At 62.0% G+C, this 17,912-nt stretch carries 17 protein-coding genes and 1 pseudogene; 8 read left to right on the forward strand and 10 right to left on the reverse strand.

What is annotated here, in order from left to right:
- The first annotated feature begins 11 nt into the window (after positions 1-11).
- The 3 genes and pseudogenes from HBO10_RS20760 to HBO10_RS20770 form a co-directional block, all read left to right on the forward strand.
- The gene (locus tag HBO10_RS20760; RefSeq protein WP_034126932.1) at positions 12-932 is read left to right on the forward strand and encodes a histone deacetylase; all 921 of its coding nucleotides are present in this window, start codon (positions 12-14) and stop codon (positions 930-932) included.
- 171 nt (positions 933-1,103) lie between these two features.
- Positions 1,104-2,330 (forward strand): TIGR03862 family flavoprotein, encoded by a 1,227-nt coding sequence (locus tag HBO10_RS20765; RefSeq protein WP_169922100.1) that lies wholly within the window; start codon positions 1,104-1,106, stop codon positions 2,328-2,330.
- A 113-nt stretch (positions 2,331-2,443) separates the two neighbouring features.
- Positions 2,444-2,584 (forward strand): annotated as a pseudogene (locus tag HBO10_RS20770) (NAD(P)/FAD-dependent oxidoreductase); the annotation flags it as partial.
- A gap of 110 nt (positions 2,585-2,694) precedes the next feature.
- Here the strand turns inward: HBO10_RS20770 and HBO10_RS20775 are convergent.
- On the reverse strand, positions 2,695-4,029 hold the full coding sequence (locus HBO10_RS20775) for a DEAD/DEAH box helicase (RefSeq protein WP_034126931.1): 1,335 nt from the start codon (positions 4,027-4,029) through the stop codon (positions 2,695-2,697).
- Between the two features lie 48 nt (positions 4,030-4,077).
- Entirely contained in the window at positions 4,078-4,974 is an 897-nt protein-coding gene (gene yedA, locus HBO10_RS20780) for a drug/metabolite exporter YedA (protein WP_034126930.1), read from the reverse strand.
- Between the two features lie 160 nt (positions 4,975-5,134).
- On the opposite strand from yedA, the gene HBO10_RS20785 reads away from it, so the two are divergent.
- Positions 5,135-5,596: an Lrp/AsnC family transcriptional regulator gene (locus tag HBO10_RS20785; protein ID WP_034126929.1), complete on the forward strand. Its 462-nt coding sequence runs from the start codon at positions 5,135-5,137 to the stop codon at positions 5,594-5,596.
- A gap of 62 nt (positions 5,597-5,658) precedes the next feature.
- Here HBO10_RS20785 and HBO10_RS20790 read toward each other — a convergent pair whose 3' ends face one another.
- The 5 genes from HBO10_RS20790 to HBO10_RS20810 all read right to left on the reverse strand — a co-directional run bounded on the left by HBO10_RS20790 (position 5,659) and on the right by HBO10_RS20810 (position 9,591).
- Complete coding sequence (locus tag HBO10_RS20790) at positions 5,659-5,925, reverse strand: hypothetical protein (RefSeq protein WP_034126928.1); 267 nt, start codon at positions 5,923-5,925, stop codon at positions 5,659-5,661.
- Positions 5,915-6,481: a hypothetical protein gene (locus HBO10_RS20795; RefSeq protein WP_034126927.1), complete on the reverse strand. Its 567-nt coding sequence runs from the start codon at positions 6,479-6,481 to the stop codon at positions 5,915-5,917. Before HBO10_RS20795 ends, HBO10_RS20790 begins: the two co-directional genes overlap by 11 nt.
- Before the next feature lie 1,151 nt (positions 6,482-7,632).
- Positions 7,633-8,244, reverse strand: coding sequence for a 3'-5' exonuclease (locus HBO10_RS20800; protein ID WP_032895195.1), 612 nt, complete (start codon positions 8,242-8,244; stop codon positions 7,633-7,635).
- A gap of 25 nt (positions 8,245-8,269) precedes the next feature.
- On the reverse strand, positions 8,270-8,746 hold the full coding sequence (locus HBO10_RS20805; protein ID WP_003194396.1) for an NYN domain-containing protein: 477 nt from the start codon (positions 8,744-8,746) through the stop codon (positions 8,270-8,272).
- Positions 8,747-8,865: 119 nt separating this feature from the next.
- Complete coding sequence (locus HBO10_RS20810) at positions 8,866-9,591, reverse strand: DUF2076 domain-containing protein (RefSeq protein ID WP_034126926.1); 726 nt, start codon at positions 9,589-9,591, stop codon at positions 8,866-8,868.
- A gap of 182 nt (positions 9,592-9,773) precedes the next feature.
- On the opposite strand from HBO10_RS20810, the gene HBO10_RS20815 reads away from it, so the two are divergent.
- Together HBO10_RS20815 and HBO10_RS20820 are read left to right on the forward strand one after the other, a co-directional pair.
- Complete coding sequence (locus HBO10_RS20815) at positions 9,774-10,433, forward strand: YciC family protein (protein WP_032904195.1); 660 nt, start codon at positions 9,774-9,776, stop codon at positions 10,431-10,433.
- Between the two features lie 41 nt (positions 10,434-10,474).
- Complete coding sequence (locus tag HBO10_RS20820) at positions 10,475-11,563, forward strand: endonuclease/exonuclease/phosphatase family protein (RefSeq protein ID WP_034126925.1); 1,089 nt, start codon at positions 10,475-10,477, stop codon at positions 11,561-11,563.
- A gap of 3 nt (positions 11,564-11,566) precedes the next feature.
- Here HBO10_RS20820 and HBO10_RS20825 read toward each other — a convergent pair whose 3' ends face one another.
- Entirely contained in the window at positions 11,567-12,322 is a 756-nt protein-coding gene (locus HBO10_RS20825) for a TIM barrel protein (protein WP_034126924.1), read from the reverse strand.
- Between the two features lie 128 nt (positions 12,323-12,450).
- Positions 12,451-14,961, reverse strand: a complete 2,511-nt coding sequence (gene hrpB / locus HBO10_RS20830; protein WP_034126923.1) for an ATP-dependent helicase HrpB — start codon at positions 14,959-14,961, stop codon at positions 12,451-12,453.
- A 253-nt stretch (positions 14,962-15,214) separates the two neighbouring features.
- Between hrpB and HBO10_RS20835 the strand changes: the two genes are divergently transcribed.
- Positions 15,215-15,634, forward strand: a complete 420-nt coding sequence (locus tag HBO10_RS20835; RefSeq protein ID WP_003194410.1) for a hypothetical protein — start codon at positions 15,215-15,217, stop codon at positions 15,632-15,634.
- A 9-nt stretch (positions 15,635-15,643) separates the two neighbouring features.
- On the forward strand, positions 15,644-16,549 hold the full coding sequence (locus HBO10_RS20840; RefSeq protein WP_034126922.1) for a cation diffusion facilitator family transporter: 906 nt from the start codon (positions 15,644-15,646) through the stop codon (positions 16,547-16,549).
- Between the two features lie 19 nt (positions 16,550-16,568).
- Here the strand turns inward: HBO10_RS20840 and HBO10_RS20845 are convergent, their stop codons facing one another.
- Positions 16,569-17,531, reverse strand: coding sequence for a DUF6515 family protein (locus tag HBO10_RS20845; protein ID WP_169922101.1), 963 nt, complete (start codon positions 17,529-17,531; stop codon positions 16,569-16,571).
- Between the last annotated feature and the right edge of the window lie 381 nt (positions 17,532-17,912).

A 17,912-nucleotide genomic window follows, 5' to 3' on the forward strand; every position in this document is an offset into this window, starting at 1 on the left:
CAGAAAATGCCATGTCCTTGCCATTGATCTACCACGAAGACTACAGCCCTGAGTTCCCGGCGGACCACCGGTTCCCCATGGACAAGTTTCGCCTGTTGCGTGACCACTTGGTGGACAGCGGCCTGACCGAAGACAGCCAATTGCTGCGCCCGCCGCTGTGCCCGGCAGACATTTTGGCCCTGGCCCATGAACCGGGGTATATCGAACGCTACATGAGCGGCGAACTGTCCCGCGAAGACCAACGCCGCCTCGGCCTGCCGTGGAGCGAAGCCCTGGCCCGGCGCACGGTGCGCGCGGTGGGCGGCTCGATCCTGGCCGCCGAACAAGCCCTGGAACATGGCCTGGCCTGCCATTTGGCGGGCGGCACCCACCATGCCCATTACGATTATCCGGCGGGTTTCTGCATTTTTAATGACCTGGCGGTGATCAGCCATTACCTGTTGGCCAACGGCCGGGTCAATCGCGTGCTGATCTTCGATTGCGACGTACACCAGGGTGACGGCACCGCACGCATCCTGCACGACACGCCGGACGCCATCACCGTGTCGCTGCACTGCGAAAAGAACTTCCCGGCACGCAAGGCCCAGAGCGACTGGGACATCCCGCTGCCCATGGGCATGGGCGATGCCGACTACCTCAAGGTGGTGGATGACGCGCTCAACTACCTGCTGCCGCTCTACCAGCCGGATCTGGTGCTGTACGACGCCGGCGTGGATGTGCACAAGGACGACGCCCTTGGTTACCTCAAGCTGACAGACAAAGGCGTCGCCGCCCGTGATGAAAGCGTGATGCGCCACTGCCTGGGCCGCGACATACCGGTGATGGGCGTGATCGGCGGCGGTTACAGCAAGGACCGCCCCGCCCTCGCCCGCCGCCACGGCATCCTGCACCACAGCGCGCAGCGGGTGTGGACGTCATCAGGCTGTCATTGAAGTGTGAGCGTTACCCACAATGCCTGTGGAACGGCCTGTGGATAACTTGAGCGTAAGCGGCTACAAGCGTTTGACCGCATGGCCTGTAGGAAAGTGTACGTTTTTTGATCAGGCAGCGGCGTCGTGGTCGGGTAGAATGCTCGGCCTATTCACATCACCGTAGCCCTGCCCATGCCTCAGACTTCTGCCCACCACGTCTCCATTATCGGCGGCGGCCCCGCCGGGCTGATGGCCGCCGAAGTCTTGAGCCAGGCTGGCGTGCGCGTGGACCTGTACGACGGCATGCCGTCGGTGGGGCGCAAGTTCCTGCTGGCAGGCGTGGGCGGCATGAACATCACCCACTCCGAGGCGTACCCGGCGTTCCTGTCGCGCTACGCCGAACGCGCCCCGCACATGGCGCCGCTGCTGCGCAGCTTTGGCGCCGAGGCGTTGTGCGAATGGATCCATGGCCTGGGTATCCAGACCTTTGTCGGCACCTCCGGTCGCGTATTTCCTACCGATATGAAAGCCGCGCCACTTTTGCGCGCTTGGCTCAAGCGTCTGCGGGAGCAAGGTGTGGTTATCCACACCCGGCATCGTTGGACGGGTTGGAATGACGAGGGCGATTTACTTATCCACAGCCCGGACGGCGAAAAAGTTGTCCACAGCGACGCCGTGCTGCTGGCCCTGGGCGGCGGCAGCTGGTCGCGATTGGGCTCCGACGGCGCATGGCTCAACCTGTTTGAAGGCAGAGGCCTGCCCTATGTGAGGCTACAACCGAGCAACTGCGGGTTTGAAGTGTCGGCATGGAGCGAGTTGATGGTCAGCAAATTCGCTGGCGCGCCGTTGAAAAACGTCGCCATTGGCCTGGGGGATGACAAGCCTCGGCTGGGCGAATGCGTGATCACTGCCACCGGTATCGAAGGCAGCTTGATTTACGCCTTATCGGCGCCGATTCGCGAAGCGATCAACCGCGACGCTGCGGCCACGGTGCATATCGATTTGCTGCCCAGCAAGCCGTTGGACAAGGTGCAGGCCGCATTGGCCAAGCCCCGTGGCTCGCGGTCGATGAGCAAGCATTTGCACAGTCAGCTGGGGTTGGATGGCTTGAAAGCGGCGTTGTTGCGCGAGCTGACGCCTGCTGAACACTTCACCGACCCGGCGCAATTGGCGGTGGATATCAAGGCGTTGCCGCTGACGTTGGTGAAAACGCGGCCGATGGATGAGGCGATCAGCACGGCGGGCGGTGTGCCGTTTGAAGCGCTGGATGAGCGGTTGATGCTCAAGCCATTGCCTGGGGTGTTTTGTGCGGGGGAAATGCTCGATTGGGAAGCGCCGACCGGTGGGTATTTGCTGACCGGGTGTTTTGCCAGTGGCCGGGCGGCTGGGATGGGGATGTTGGAATGGCTCCAACGCTGATCGTTCCCACGCTCTGCGTGGGGATGCCGCCAGGGACGCTCTGCGTCCCGCTTTAGGTTCGTGACGCAGAGCGTCACAGGATGCGTTCCCACGCGGAGCGTGGGAACGATCAAATGCTCAAGCCATTGCCTGGGGTGTTTTGTGCAGTGGAAAGGCTCGATTGGGAAGCGCCGACCGGTGGGTATTTGCTGACCGGGTGTTTTGCCAGTGGCCGGGCGGCTGGGCTGGGGATGTTGGAATGGCTCCAACGCTGATCGTTCCCACGCTCTGCGTGGGGATGCCGCCAGGGACGCTCTGCGTCCCGCTTTAGGTTCGTGACGCAGAGCGTCACAGGATGCGTTCCCACGCGCGTGGGAACGATCAATCACTTCTTCTTACGCGGCCCAGTATTAAACACCGGCACCTTGCGCACCGGCTTGATCGACGGCTCAGCCGGGGCTACTTCCCCACTGTCCACCCACTTGCCCAGGTTGCGCTTGCCGCCACCGCCGGACGCCTTCGGCTTCTTCGGCTTTTTCGGTTTCTTCACCACCTGCCCGCTGGCATCGGTGTCCGGCACGCGGTGCTCCGGCTCGAAATCCGGTTCCATTTTGCGGGTGAGAGTCTGGCGGGTCAGCATCTCGATGGCCGAGAGCATGTTCACCTCATCGGCACACACCAGGGAAATCGCCTCACCGGTGTTGCCCGCACGCCCGGTACGGCCGATACGGTGGATGTAGTCCTCGGCCACGATCGGCAGGTCGAAGTTGACCACCAGCGGCAGGTCTTCGATATCCAGGCCACGGGCCGCCACATCGGTGGCCACCAGGATCTGCACTTCGCTGGCCTTGAAGCGGTCCAGTGCGCGTTGGCGGGTGGCTTGTGGTTTGTCGCCATGGATGCCGTCGGCGTTGATCCCCAGGCCCTGCAACTTGTCCACCAGCGCATCCACGCCGTTGCGGGTCTTGGCGAACACCAGCACTTGCTTCCAACGGCCCTTGCGCATCAGGTGCACAAACAGCTCCGGCTTGCGCTTCTTGTCCACCGGCACCACCCACTGCTTGACGGTGTTGGCGGCAACGTTGCGCGGGCTGACTTCGATGCTCAGCGGGTCGTTGAGCATCTGCCCGGCGAGCAGGCGAATGTCATCGGAGAAGGTCGCGGAAAACAGCAGGGTCTGGCGCTTTTTCGGCAGCATGCGATAAATGTTGGCAAGCTCTTCGGAGAAGCCCAGGTCGAGCATGCGGTCGGCTTCATCCAGCACCAGAGTTTGCAGCTGGTTGAGCTTCAGCGCGTTCTGGCGGAACAGGTCGATCAGGCGGCCAGGGGTGGCGACCAGAATGTCGACGCCTTTGCGCAGCTTCATCATCTGCGGGTTGATGCTCACGCCGCCGTACACCGCGTAAGTGGTCAGCGGCAGGTGTTGGGCGTACTCGGCAACGCTGGCATGAACCTGCTCGGCCAGTTCACGGGTGGGGCACAGGATCAGCGCACGCGCCGAGTTGGCGGCGACTTTCGGCCCTTCCATGGTCAGCAGTTGCAGCAGCGGCAAGGCGAAACCTGCGGTCTTGCCGGTGCCGGTCTGGGCCGCGGCCATCAGGTCGCGACCGGCCAGCACTGCCGGAATGGCTTGCGCCTGCACCGGCGTCGGGGTCTGGTAGCCAAGCGTCTCAAGGGCGCGCAGCAAGGGTTCGATCAGGCCAAGGGTGGCGAAAGTCATGTAGTTACCGTAGGAAAAATTCAGCGCAAGGGCGTAATGCGCGGCAGTTTACCTTATTTCGGGTTTGGGCTTGCGCCATTGGGGGAGGCTGATCAGCAACACCGCGCTGATGATCACCAGCATTGCCAGGGCTTCTTCCAGGCCGATGCTCTCACCCACGAACACAATCCCCAGCAACACGGCGACGGCCGGGTTCACGTAGGCGTAGCTGGTCGCCGCCGCCGGGCGTACGTGCTTGAGCAGGTACATATAAGCGTTGAAGGCGATGATCGAGCCGAACACCGTGAGGTACGCCAGGGCCAGCCAGCCCTCCAACGGCGGCATGGCCTGCAGGTGCTCGCCAGACAATGCGCTGACGATCAGCAGCGCCACGCCAGCCACGAGCATTTCCGCGGCGCTGGCCATGGCGCCTTGGGGCAGCGGCAAATGGCGGCTCCACACCGAGCCGAAGGCCCAGGACGCCGCCGCCATCAACAGCAACACCGCGCCCAGTGGGCTCGACTGCAAGGTACTGCCCATGTTGAGCATGGCGATGCCGATGATCCCCAGCAGCACGCCTGCCCATTCCAACCGCGTATTACGCGCGCCCCAGAAAAAACCACACAGCAAGGTAAACAGCGGCACCGTCGCCACCGCCAGCGCCGCCACGCCGGACGACACGCCCATATGTTCCGCCACGCTGACGCCACCATTGCCCACGGTGAGCAACAAAATGCCGATCATCCCGGCCGCCTTCCACTGCGGCCAGGTCGGCGCCGGCACCCCGCGCCATCTGAGGAAGCCATACATCAAGACCCCCGCCGTGCAAAACCGAATCCCCGCCAGCAACAGCGGCGGCCAGTACTCCACGCCGATACGAATCACCAGATAGGTGGAACCCCAGATCACATACAACGCAAAAAAGGCGGCGATCAACGGTAAGGGAAAGCGACGTGGGCCAGGCATTGGGCGGCTCTATGGCAGGAAATGGGAGACTTATTCTAGAAACGAAGGTGGATAAACTTAAGTTACAAAACCTGTTTAAAACGCCAATACACTTCTCAAACCATGGTTATCAAGGCTATAAACCGTGCTTTCGAAAGCCACGCGCAACCGGAGCCTTATCATGGACAAATACGACCGCATGCTCCTCAGCGCCCTGCTTGAAGATGGCCGTGCTTCCTACGCGCAACTGGCGCGCACCGTGAACCTTTCCGCCCCCGCCGTGGCCGAACGCGTGGCCAAGCTTGAGGCCAGCGGCGTGATCACCGGCTACCAGGCCAAGGTGGATTTATCCAAAGTGGGCTTGCCGATTCAATGCGTGATTGAGTTGCGGCTGACCAACCATGGCAGCCAAAAGGTGTACGACGCCCTGGCGGAGATACCCGAACTCACCGAATGCCACCGGGTCACGGGCGACCCATGCGTGATCATGCAAGCGGCGGTGGGCTCGATGCCCGAGTTGGAGAGCCTGATTAACCGCGTAGCGAAGTTTGGCTTCAGCAAGACCTCGATTATTCTGTCCAGCGCGATAGAGCGGCGGGTGCCGTTGGGGCAGTTGGACACCAATGGCAAAAATGCTGGCTGAGCGATCGTTCCCACGCTCCGCGTGGGAACGATCAGCCCGGCTGTTCTGCCCGAGCGACGCGGTTAACTGTAGGAGCTTGATCTGCGCTCGATCAAATCAACTATCTGCTTGATGGTCGTGATGTGATCCCAATCCTCCTGCGTCGCTTGCAGCTTGAACTGCCACTTGATCTGCATGACAAAGCAGGTCAGGTCGTCATCAATGATGTCGAAGTCATGGATGAAATCGGTTTGCTCCGTCACTTCGCTTCGGTCGATAAAACCGATGATATCGACGAATAGCTGGATAACTTTTTCGCTGATGTCGGCTCTTGCCAGGCTACCTTCCATTTCTCGCCTCATAGGCACACTTACCAATACTGACCAGGTCAAAGACTGCAAGCCCGGCAGCGACGAAGGGCATGCCTCTCCCGATGATGCCAAATACCCGGACCGTGCCAAACGTTGCCTTTGCCATTCTGGCCATGGTGGGGTGCTTGATCAACGTACGAGGGAAAAAGCGCATTCCGATCAGGCTAGCCAGGTTCGTGGTTTTGCTGGAGCCGACGTGAACCCAAGCACCCACCGCAATTTTGCTTATGGGTATGCCCGCCGCGCCAGTGATCACTGTGGCTGCCGTGAGGCCGTAGTGTTGCTGTGTACATTTCCAGAGTTCATCAAACGTCGTATCGGGCGCAACGGGGTCAGCGTGAATCGGCTTGAGTAACTGGTAATGAGGGCCATGACTCCAACCTGGCGAACTCGGCAACACCATGACTGCCGGGCAGCTTGTCATCGTGTTGCCCACATGAAACGCCATGCTTGAACTGGAACCCAGATCAATGCCATTTGATTCAAGTTCCAACTTGCTTCGCATGATCGCTGTATGAAGGTCGCTTTCCTGCATGTTCTTTGTCCCTGTGCGTGAATGACACACAGAATGGTAGGTCGCAGTAAAACGCGATGGATGAGTAAAGAAGAAAACCAGAAAGGTCCTAACTCATAGCCGGATTTGACCTACCGACCATTCAGCGCTCAGGTGCCTTGTTTGCGTCGGATTCGGTAGCCAGTCTCGCCCTGTCATCGAATACTTGGTGACCGGACGTGCAAGTCCGACGCCCAGGCCCACGCATCGGGCGGAGTGATGAGATGCGTTGGGTGGAGATGGCGAAGGGGGTGGTGGGCCAGGCGTTGGAGTGCCCACAGCCTCGATAAACGACGCATAACCCAAGTGGGAGCCGGGCTTGCCCGCGATAGCGGAGGGTCAGGCAATAAATGGCTGGCTGATACACCGCTATCGCAGGCAAGCCAGCTCCCACATGGGAACTCCAGTGTTCTTGAGGCAGTAGCCGGATCAGAACCCGCGCTGTTTGCTGATCGTTCCCACGCTCTGCGTGGGAATGCCGCCCTGGACGCTCTGCGTCCACTCTTAAAGTCATGACGCGGAGCGTCTCCAGATGCATGCCCACGCGGAGCGTGGGGACGATCAAACGACGCATAACCCCTGTGGGAGCCGGGCTTGCCCGCGATAGCGGAGGGTCAGGCAATAAATGGCTGGCTGATACACCGCTATCGCAGGCAAGCCAGCTCCCACATGGGAACTCCAGTGTTCTTGAGGCAGTAGCCGGATCAGAACCCGCGCTGTTTGCTGATCGTTCCCACGCTCTGCGTGGGAATGCCGCCCTGGGCGCTCTGCGTCCACTCTTAAAGTCGTGACGCGGAGCGTCACCAGATGCATGCCCACGCGGAGCGTGGGGACGATCAAACGACGCATAACCCAAGTGGGAGCCGGGCTTGCCCGCGATAGCGGAGGGTCAGGCAATAAATGGCTGGCTGATACGCCACTATCGCAGGCAAGCCAGCGCCCACATGGGAACTCCAGTGTTCTTGAGGCAGTAGCCGGATCAGAACCCGCGCTGTTTGCTGATCGTGCTGATCGTTCCCACGCTCTGCGTGGGAATGCCGCCCTGGACGCTCTGCGTCCACTCTTAAAGTCGTGACGCGGAGCGTCTCCAGATGCATGCCCACGCGGAGCGTGGGGACGATCAGCGCCAGACCTTAAAACCCGCGATGTTTCTTCAGGTGCTCATTGATCTTCGCGGCCGGCACTTTTTGCAAGGTACACAGTAAGTCATGGGACAGCTCCCGCAAGCCATGAGTCTGGCGCAGTTCCTGGGCCAGGTGCGCTGTGAGGTTGGCGGCCATTTCCGCATCCGCCAGCGCCCGGTGAGCCTGGCCGGTGTGGGGCAGTTTGGCGTAGGTGTTGAGGGTGCCGAGCTTGTGGTTGGGCGCCGCCGGCATCAGGCGGCGGGCCAGCAGCAAGGAGCAGGCGAATTTCTGCAGGCGGGTGCGGCGGATCAGGCCCAGCTCAAAGTCCCAGAACTTCTGGTCGAACGCGGCGTTGTGCGCCATCAAGGGCGTGGTGCCGACGAACTCATTGACTTCGTTCATCACCCGTTCAGCCGGTGGCGCGCTGCGCAGCATGGCGTTGCTGATGCCGGTGAGCTGTTCGATAAACGCCGGTACGCGCACACCGGCGTTCATCAAGCTCTGGTAGCGGTCCACGATCTGCCCACGCTCGAGGATGACCACGCCAATCTCCGTGGCCCGGCAGTGGCTGCTGGGGGTGATGCCAGTGGTTTCAAAGTCGATAACCGCTATACGTTCCAAACCTGTTCCAACTCCGTTCTACGATCTATTTGAGCAACAACGCGCCTTCGATCGGCACGTAGTGGCTGGCGGCGCGTATCAATGAGTTGGCCGTCAGCCCCGGCACGCCGTAGGCCACGGCCCGCACGCCATGCTTGTGGATGATGCGTTCGAGCAACATGTCGAAATCACCGTCACCGGAGGCCAGCACGACTTCGTCGACATGGTCGGCGGCGTCCATGATGTCCAGCGTGATGCCCACGTCCCAGTCGCCCTTGGCGGAGCCGTCGCTGCGCTGGATATACGGCTTGAGTTTTACCGTGAAGCCCAGGTTGCGCAGGATCTGCTGGAACTGTTGCTGCTTGCTGTCGCCGCGGTCGATGGCATAGGCGTACGCCTCGACAATCTGCCCGCGCGCGCTGATGTCAGCCCACAGGGCGGCGTAGTTGAAGTGGCAACCATAGGCCTGGCGCACGGTGTAGTAGAGGTTTTGCACATCGGCGAACACTGCAATTTTTTTCACCGCACTTCCTCATGGACAGCCAGGCGCCAGCGCCCGGAAAGGGCGCCAGTATGCCAGCCAAGGGAGCGTTTCCGGAAAAAAATCAGACCGGAGCGCCGCAGCGCCCCGGGCCTGGTGTGTCAGACGAAGGAATCGTCGTCGCCAAAGGAAGAGGAATCGTCGGAATAATCGCTGTCGGCGAAGCTATCGGCGTTATTGCTGCCCCAGCTGTCATTGCCGGCAAACTTCTGGTCATCGTTGCCCCAGTTACCTGAATCACTGGCCGGTGCCGGTTGTTCGATGATCTCTTCCACCACCTGCGGTTGCTGGTTGTGATGGAACAGGCTGCTGATCCCTTCGGCCAGCAACACCCCACCGGCCACGCCGGCGGCGGTCTTCATGGCACCACCGAGGAAGCCACTGCCGGCTGGCGCGGCTGCCGGTGCTTGCGCCGGTTGATAGCTCTGCTGGGGCGCTGGCTGGTTGAACGATGGCCGCGCCGGTTCACGCCATCCGCCACCTGAGTTGCTCGGCGCAGGCTGTGGCTCACGGGAGCCGCCGCCAAAGATGCTCGACAGGAACCCACCACCGCTGGTCGGCGCAGGTTGCGTGGCCTTGGCCCGTTGCAGCTCGTCCTGCAATTGCTGAATCTGCTGGGCCTGTTGCTTGTTCTGCGCGTCAAGACTCTGCAGCGCATGTTCCTGTACCAGAATCGACTGGGTCATGTAGTAGCCGACGGCAGGTTGGCGAGCCATATGCTCCTTGATCCGCGCTTCGGCCTGGGCGTCGCGGGGGGCTGAGTCCGTTTCGGCTTGCTGCAACCGTGAAAACAGTCCATCGATCAGGGTTTGCTCTTCGCTGTTCATGGCGACCTCGTTAGATTGCCGATAAAAAATTCCGGTCCCGCCTGTGATCAGGCCGGGGGCTTTCCAGTTATGGGGATGTTACGAGTTGTTTCAATGGTCTTTACTCAAGGTTTACGTTTGCGCCCCTTGGACCTTGATCGGTTAAAGTGTGGCCCTCTGCTTCCAGGCCTGTGATGACCCTGATGAATCCGTTAGACGTTTTGCGCGACTCCTTCCGCTTTACCCAGCGCAACCTGGGCGCCATCGTCCAGCTGTGCCTGCCATTGGTGATCCTCGAAGCCTTGCTGCAACAGGTGCTGGACCACACGCTGGGCCCGGATGCGTTTCCCGGCTACAGCGTGGTCGTAGGTTTGTTGGTGTACCCGCTGTACACCGGCGCCCTGATCCTGTTTCTCGACGCCCGCACCCGGGGCGAGTCGCCGCGCACCAAGGACGTGTGGGCCATGGCCTTGAGCCTGTGGCCGCGTTTTGCCCTGCTGACAGCCATGAGCACCTTGCTGATTCTGTTGGGGCTATCGCTGTATTTCCTGCCGGGCTTGTGGCTGATGGTGGTGTTGGCGTTTGCCGAATACCTGCTGGTGCTGCGCGGCATGCCGGCGTTAGCGGCGATGAAGGAGAGCTTTCGCCTGACCCGTGGGCATTTCTGGCGCATCCTGGTGTGCCTGCTGTGCGTAATGACGCCGTTGTGGCTGCTCAAGGGCGCCAGCGTGGCGGCGTACCCTGAGCCCGCGCCGTTGCTGGGGTTGCTGATGGACAGCGCCCACAGCTTCCTGCAACTGTTCACCAGCGTGGTGCTGTTCCGTTTATTCATGCTGATCGGTGGCGACGCCGACGTGCGGTGATATGCTCCGTGGCTCTTCTGACACGCATATAAGCCGAGCCGATGACCCGTTTATTGCGCATAACCCTGTTGAGCCTGTTGATCATCGCCGGCCTGCTGGCCGCGCTGATCTACAGCCTGACCTGGCGCCCTGCCGACAAAGAGACCCTGCCCGTGAGCTGCGTGGCACCCCGCGCCCCGACACTGCTGCCGGGGCAGGCGCTCAAGGTCATGACCTGGAATGTGCAATACCTGGCCGGCAAGAACTACGTGTTCTGGTACGACACCCCGGACGGCAGCGGCCCCGACGATCGCCCCACCGTCGAAGACATGGCCTTTAGCCTCGACGAAGTGGCGCGGGTGATTCGCGACGAACAACCCGACATCCTGCTGTTGCAGGAAGTCGACGAAGGTGCCAAGCCTTCCCATTATCAGGACCAGCTTGCGCTGTTGCAGGAGCGTCTGGTCGACCTCTACCCGTGCAGCGCCCAGGCCTTCGACTGGAAAGCCGACTTTGTGCCCAGCCTGCATATCTTCGGCAGCGTCGGGCGCAAGCTCGCTACGCTCAGCCGCTACCAGATCGAACACGCCGAACGCCTGCAATTGCCAACCGCCGACGCCAACTTCGTCAGCCGTCAGTTCCAACCCAAGCCGGCCCTGCTGCTGACGTATCTGCCCTTGAGCGACGGAGGTCAACTGGCGGTGCTCAACACCCGCCTGGACGCCGGTGCGCCAGGGCGCAGTGCCGTGCGGGAGCAAGTGACGAGTACGGTAAAACTGCTGGATAAACTCGAAGGTCGCGGCACACCCTGGTTGATTGGCGGGGATTTCAACCTGCTGCCACTGGGCCAGTTCCTGCGCCTGGACGCAGAAAAGCGTGGCCAGTATTCGCCGGACAGTGAGTTGCATCTGCTGTGGGACAAGTACCCGATGATCCCCAGCAACAGCCAATCCAGTGGCATCGACCGCGAGAAATGGCTGACGCACTTCCCCAACGACCCAGGCCTTGATGGCCCGGATCGCACGCTGGATTACCTGTTCCACAGCTCGCGGATCAAACGCGTGGAAGCGAAGGTGCGCCAGGAAGATACGTTGCGTATTTCCAATCACCTGCCGGTGATCGCCCGATTCCTGTTGCCTGCCGCGCAATAACCCCTAGGGTTTCAGGAGCGGCTTAAGCCACTCAAGGCTGGCAACCGTGGTGCCGGATGGGCGGTATTCACAGCCGATCCATCCTCGGTAGCCACGCTGCTCCAGCGCCGCGAACAAGCCAGCAAAGTCCATGGTCCCAGTGCCCGGCTCATGACGCCCCGGGTTGTCGGCGATTTGTACATGGACGGTCCTGTCGTAAAACTGCGCCAGCACGCCGGCTGGGTCGCCGGTCAACAACTGGGCATGGTAAAGGTCCAGAATCAGCCCGACACTCGTAAAGGTTTCCAGCACCTGCTGGGCCTTGCTGAAGTCAGACAGGTAATAGCCAGGCATCGCCTGCGGGCTGATGACTTCAATCAACGTTCGCAAACCCTGATCTTCAAGGTACTTGATCGCGTATTCCAGATTATTGGTGTAGGCAAGCGCGCTCTCATCCTGAGGCGTGGTCACGCCCGACATGATGTGCACATCCGAGCAGTTCAGCGCCTTCGCATAGCGGGCCGCCTCGCGCAGCCCCTCGCGAAATTCCTGTTCCTTGCCCTGCAAGGCAGCGATGCCTTTGGTCACGCCCGCTGGCGCCGCGAACTGAATCAACGGCAGGTTGTATTGGGCCAGATGGTCAGCGAGCAGGCTGGCGTCGAATTCATAGGGTGACGGGAACTCCACTGCCCTGAAACCGGCAGCGGCGGCGGCTTCGATGCGTTGCAGAAAAGGCAACTCGTTGAATTGGAAACCGAGGTGAGCATTGAACTTGAGCATTGGGTACATATCCATCCTGGGAAAAAACGAAATCATCAGCCTTGGGTGTCGTTGGCGGCCGAATCCCTGATTCCAAGCCTTCAGGTAATGAGCCCAGCCTGCGTAAAGACTGGGATTGACTTGAACACTCAGGGCTTTCTGGGCTTGATCCTGGCCGTCGCTTCGGCCACCAACGGGTCATCCGGCCAATAATGCTTGGGGTATCGCCCCTTGAGATCCTTCTTCACCTCGGCATAGGTACTGCGCCAGAAGTTCGCCAGGTCCTGCGTGACCTGCACCGGCCGACGCGCCGGGGACAGCAAGTGCAACTTCACGGCCAGGCGCCCGCCGGCAATGCGCGGGGTGTCTGCCAACCCGAACAATTCCTGCAAGCGCACCGCCAGGATCGGCGGCTGCTCGCTGTAGTCCAGGCGTACCGATGAGCCCGACGGCACTTTCACATGCTGCGGCGCCAGCTCTTCCAGGCGTTGGGGCAAGGGCCAGGGCAGCAGGTTGTGCAGGTAGCTGGAGATATCCAGGTTGGCGAAATGGCTGAGGCGCGAGACCTTGCCCAGGTAAGGCATCAGCCAGTGTTCGAGGCTGGCGAGCAGGGCCTTGTCGCTGAGATCGGGCCACTCGCTGGTGTTGCCGGCATCCAGTTGGCGCAGCAGCATCACACGGGCTTGCCACTGACGCAGTTCCGGGGTCCAGGGCAGCAGTTCCAGTCCTTTGCGGCGCACCAGGTTGACCAGCGCCTGGCTGCGGGCGGATTCGTCGAGGCCGGTCAGGGGTTCGCGGCTGAGCACCAGTTCACCGACTTTGCGTTGGCGCTCGGCACGCAAGACGCCTTCGCGCTCGTCCCAGTCGAGTTGGTCGACGTTGCGCACTTGCTCGGTCAGCACCGTGTCGAACAGTGCCGGATCAAAATCCGCCGCCAGGTAGATGCGTTCTTCGCGCTGGCCCTGGCGGCTGCCCAGGTCGGCGATCACCAACCAGGGTTGTTTCATCAGGCTGTCGGCTTCGGCAAACAGCGCTGCGCGGCCATTGGCCAGGCGGTATTCAGCGCCACCGGGGCGACGTTGCTGGGCGACGCGGTCCGGGTAGGCCAGTGCCAGCAAGGCGCCGAGCCAGCGCGGGTGGTCGGGGTTGTCCACCGGCTGGGTCGCCTTGCCGCGCAAGTAGCCACGGTATTGCCGGGCCAGTTGCTTGGCGCGCTGCACGCCACCCTGGGTACCTCGCGCACGCTCCTCGCCGGACATCAGCGCCAGGCGGCTGTGCAAATCGGCACCGCCGCCGCGCAAGATGTCGCGTTCGCCCAACAAGGCTGCCACGTCGCAGGCGGTGGCGGCGAGCCCCAGGTCTTGGCCACGCAATAACAGGTGGGCAATACGCGGGTGGGCGGGCAACTCGGCCATCTTCTGGCCATGGGCGGTGAGGTTTTCGTCGTTCAATGCACCGAGGCGTTGCAACAGATCCTGGGCCTGGGCATACGCGGCTGTGGGTGGCGCATCCAGCCACACCAACTGGCTGGGCGTCACGCCCCAACGGGCCAGTTGCAAGGCCAGCCCCGCCAGGTCGGCGGCGAGGATTTCCGCGCTGCCATAAGCGGCCAGACCGTCGTGCTGGTCTTCGGACCACAACCGATAACACACCCCCGGTTCCAACCGTCCTGCCCGACCGGCGCGCTGGGTGGCGCTGGCGCGGGAGATGCGCTGGGTGTCGAGGCGGGTCATGCCGCTGCCGGGGTCGAAACGCGGCACCCGAGCCAACCCGGCGTCGATCACCACGCGTACGCCGTTGATGGTCAGGCTGGTCTCGGCGATGTTGGTAGCCAACACCACTTTGCGCTTGCCGGCCGGCGCCGGGTCGATGGCGGCGCGCTGGGCATTGAGGTCCAGCTCACCGTGCAACGGGCACAGCAGCACATCAGGGCGATCACCCAGGGCATCGGCCAGTTGCTGGTTGACCCGGCGAATCTCCGCCTGCCCCGGCAGAAATACCAGCACACTGCCGGCCTCGTCATGCAGGGCTTCGAGGATGGTTTGCACCACGCGCGGCTCGATAAACTCCCCGGCCTGGTAAGGGCGCCCCCAGCGCATCTGCACCGGGAACATGCGCCCCTCACTGCGCAGGATCGGCGCGTCATCCAGCAGACCGGCCAGGCGCTCGCCTTCGAGGGTGGCGGACATCAGCAGGATTTTCAGCGGCTGCTCGTCGCGAAACAGCTCGCGGCCGTTAAGGCTCAGGGCCAGCGCCAGGTCGGCGTCGAGGCTGCGCTCGTGGAATTCGTCGAAGATCAACAAGCCCACGCCGTCCAGCGCCGGATCGTCCTGCAGGCGGCGGGTGAGGATGCCTTCGGTGACGACCTCGATGCGCGTGTTAGGGCCGACTTTGCTGTCCAGGCGGATGCGGTAGCCCACGGTCTCACCGACCTTTTCACCCAGTTCACTGGCCAGCCGCTCGGCAGCAGCACGGGCAGCCAGGCGCCGGGGTTCGAGCATCAGGATGGTTTGCCCGGCGAGCCAGGGCTCATGCAACAAAGCCAAGGGCACGCGGGTGGTTTTACCGGCGCCGGGGGGCGCTTCCAGCACGGCTTCATGGCGATGAGCCAAGGCGTCACGCAAGGCGGGTAAAACATCATCGATCGGCAACGAATTCATACTGGCTCCAAAGCAGAGCGGCGAGTATAACGGCGAACTGCCGGATGCCGATGCGGGTCTCAAAAACAGCCACTCTTGGGACTGGGAATGCAGTCAAAGGTGGGAGCTGGCTTGCCTGCGATAGCGGTATGACAGTTGCCACTGTATTCCCCGAGCCGACGCTATCGCAGGCAAGCCAGCTCCCACATGGATTCATCGGCGCCTGGCCGATCTGGCTTATAGTCACCCTTAAATATGTTCAGGAGACTTTTTCATGCGTATCGCTTCCCGTGTCATCGGCGGTGTCCTCGCCGTCACCCTGCTGAGCCAACTCACCGCCTGTGGGTCGATTTTCTACCCCGACCGCCGTGGCCAGATCGACGGCAAGATCGACCCAACCATCGCGGTACTCGATGCCCTCGGCCTGCTGTTTTATGTGATCCCCGGCCTGATCGCCTTCGGTGTCGACTTCGCCACGGGCGCCATTTACTTCGAACCGGGCAAGACCGCCCAGGTCGCCCCCGAGAAACTGCACGAAGCCATCGGCGCCGACGGCACGGTCGATAACGCCAAGCTGCAAAGCATCATCCAGAAGGAAACCGGCCGCACCTTGCCGCTGGATGACCCGCGCCTGATCCAGTTCAAGGGCAGCGTGCAGCAACTGGCGGCCCTGGGCCTGCAGCCTGCCGCGTAAGGACAGCTCATGACCAGCAGCCCCGAACACGCAAGGCTCTTGCGCCTGGCCACCCGCGCCTCGGTGGGCGTGGCCTGTGTGTTGATTGTGACCAAGGCCATCGCCTGGTGGCTCAGCGGCTCGGTGAGCATGCTCGCCGGGCTGACCGACTCACTGCTCGACGGCGTCACTTCGCTGTTGAATTTGCTGGCAGTGCATTACGCCCTGCGCCCGGCCGATGACGATCACCGTTATGGGCATGGCAAGGCGGAGTCGCTGGCGGGGATGGCGCAGGCCTTGTTTATCGCCGGCAGTGCGGTGCTGATTGCGCTCCAGGCCTATGAACGGCTCAAGCACCCAGAGCCGGTTGGCGCACCGTGGTTGAGTATCGGCGTGATTATCTTGTCCCTGGCGCTGACCGTGGCCCTGCTGGTGCTGCAACACCGCGTGGTGCGCGAGACCGGCTCCAATGCGGTGCGCGCCGACTCGCTGCATTACCGCTCGGACTTGCTGCTCAATGGCAGCATCCTGATTGCGCTGGTGTTGGCAGGTTTTGGCTTTCATCAGGTCGACGCCTGGTTTGGCCTGGGGATCGCCGCCTACATTCTGTGGAGCGCGATCCAGATCGCCCGGGAAAGCTTTGCGGTGCTGATGGATGAAGAGTTACCGCCAGACGTCAGCCAGCACATGCTGGAACTGGCCCGGGGCGTACCCGGCGTGCTGGGTGCCCACGACTTGCGTACGCGGGTTTCCGGCAACCACTGGTTTGTGCAGTTGCACCTGGAGTTGCCGGGCGAGTTAACGCTGTCGGTGGCCCACGGCATCAGCGACCAGGCCGCCGATGCCATCCACCGGGAATATCCGAAGGCCGAAGTGCTGGTGCATGCGGATCCGGTGGATCAGCTACAAGCTTCAAGTGACAAGCTTGAAGCTTGAAGCTTGAAGCTTGCCGCTGCTACTGCTGCACCTGATACCCACGACTGCCCAGGCAGTTGCCCTGGGCCTGGCGGTAGGCTTGTACTACCGCAGGGTCCGGGGCGTAGGTAACGGTGCGCGGGTCGAAGCCACTTTGTTGCACCGCCCAGCTATAACAGTCGTAGCCGTCCTGCTGCACCTGGGCCGGGGACTGGCCATTGGCAGGATATGCCTCTACGTCATAGCCGTTGCCTTGCGGCGCTGGCTGGGGTGACGGCACCTGCGCCGGCGGCTGCACCACCACGTATTGCTGGGTGCTTTGCTCATAGGCGTAATAGGCGCCTGCGGCGAGGAACAACAGCGAGCCGCCTACCCACACTTCACGTGCGTAGTCCGGCAGGTAGTGCACGCGAATGCCATAGGGCGGCGTCACCACTACGTAGCGTGGGCCTTGGGGGCGATACCAGTAGCCGCCGGAGAAAAAGTAGTCCTGGCCACGGTAAGGCACGCGGTAATTGCGATCGGGGAAACGGTCGATGACATATCCAGGGCGATGCTGCGGGCCAGGGCCCCAGCCATTGCCATGCCCGTCGGGGCGGCCTGGCCAGCGGTTATCACCGGGGCGATCGTTACTCGGACGCGAACCGGGGCCGCCGGCCTCCCAATGCCGGTTATCGTCGGGGCGTCTGGGAATATCACGGTAATAACCCTGGCGCGGCTCCTGGGTCTGGCGCACGGTATCGGGCCGGCCCTGGATCGGCAGGTTATTGGAGGGTTGCGGTTGCGGTGCCGGTCGCCCCGGCTCATGACCTTGAGGCCGACCTTGCCATTGGCCGCCCTCGTGCTGGCCGCCACGATCACCCTGCGGGTTTTGTGGGCGTGGCTGATTGTGCTCAGGCCGTTGCCCCTGGCCCGGTGAGTTATCGCGTTCCTCGGCTATCGCCTGGGAGCCGACGCTGACCACCAGCAAACCAACACCTGCCATACGCCAGATGCGCTTCATGCTTTTCCTCACTGCGGATTGGGGCTTGATCATGAGACTGGAAAAGCCTCGCCCGGTTCTGAGACAGGTTATCAGTCACGAGAACTATTTTCTGAAGGCAAAACGCGCACAAAGAAAAAGGGGTGACCCGTCGGCCACCCCTTGAGAATTTCGTCCGTGCTCAACGCTTTTGACGTTGGCTCACCTCACGCCGTCTTGTGGACAGTGTGCAGCCTGGAGGCCGGCTCAACCCTGCTGGGGCGGCGGCCGCAACGGGCCTGATTGGGCGCGCTGCTGTGGACTGTTGTCCAGGCGGTGATTCTGTTGGTAATCATAGGCGTGCCGGGCGGGCAGAGGATTGCGAAGATTGCGTCAATAAACAGTGCTTGCGCAATTTTTAAC

The organism is Pseudomonas sp. WS 5503 (genome assembly GCF_012985385.1).
GTDB lineage: Bacteria > Pseudomonadota > Gammaproteobacteria > Pseudomonadales > Pseudomonadaceae > Aquipseudomonas > Aquipseudomonas paracarnis.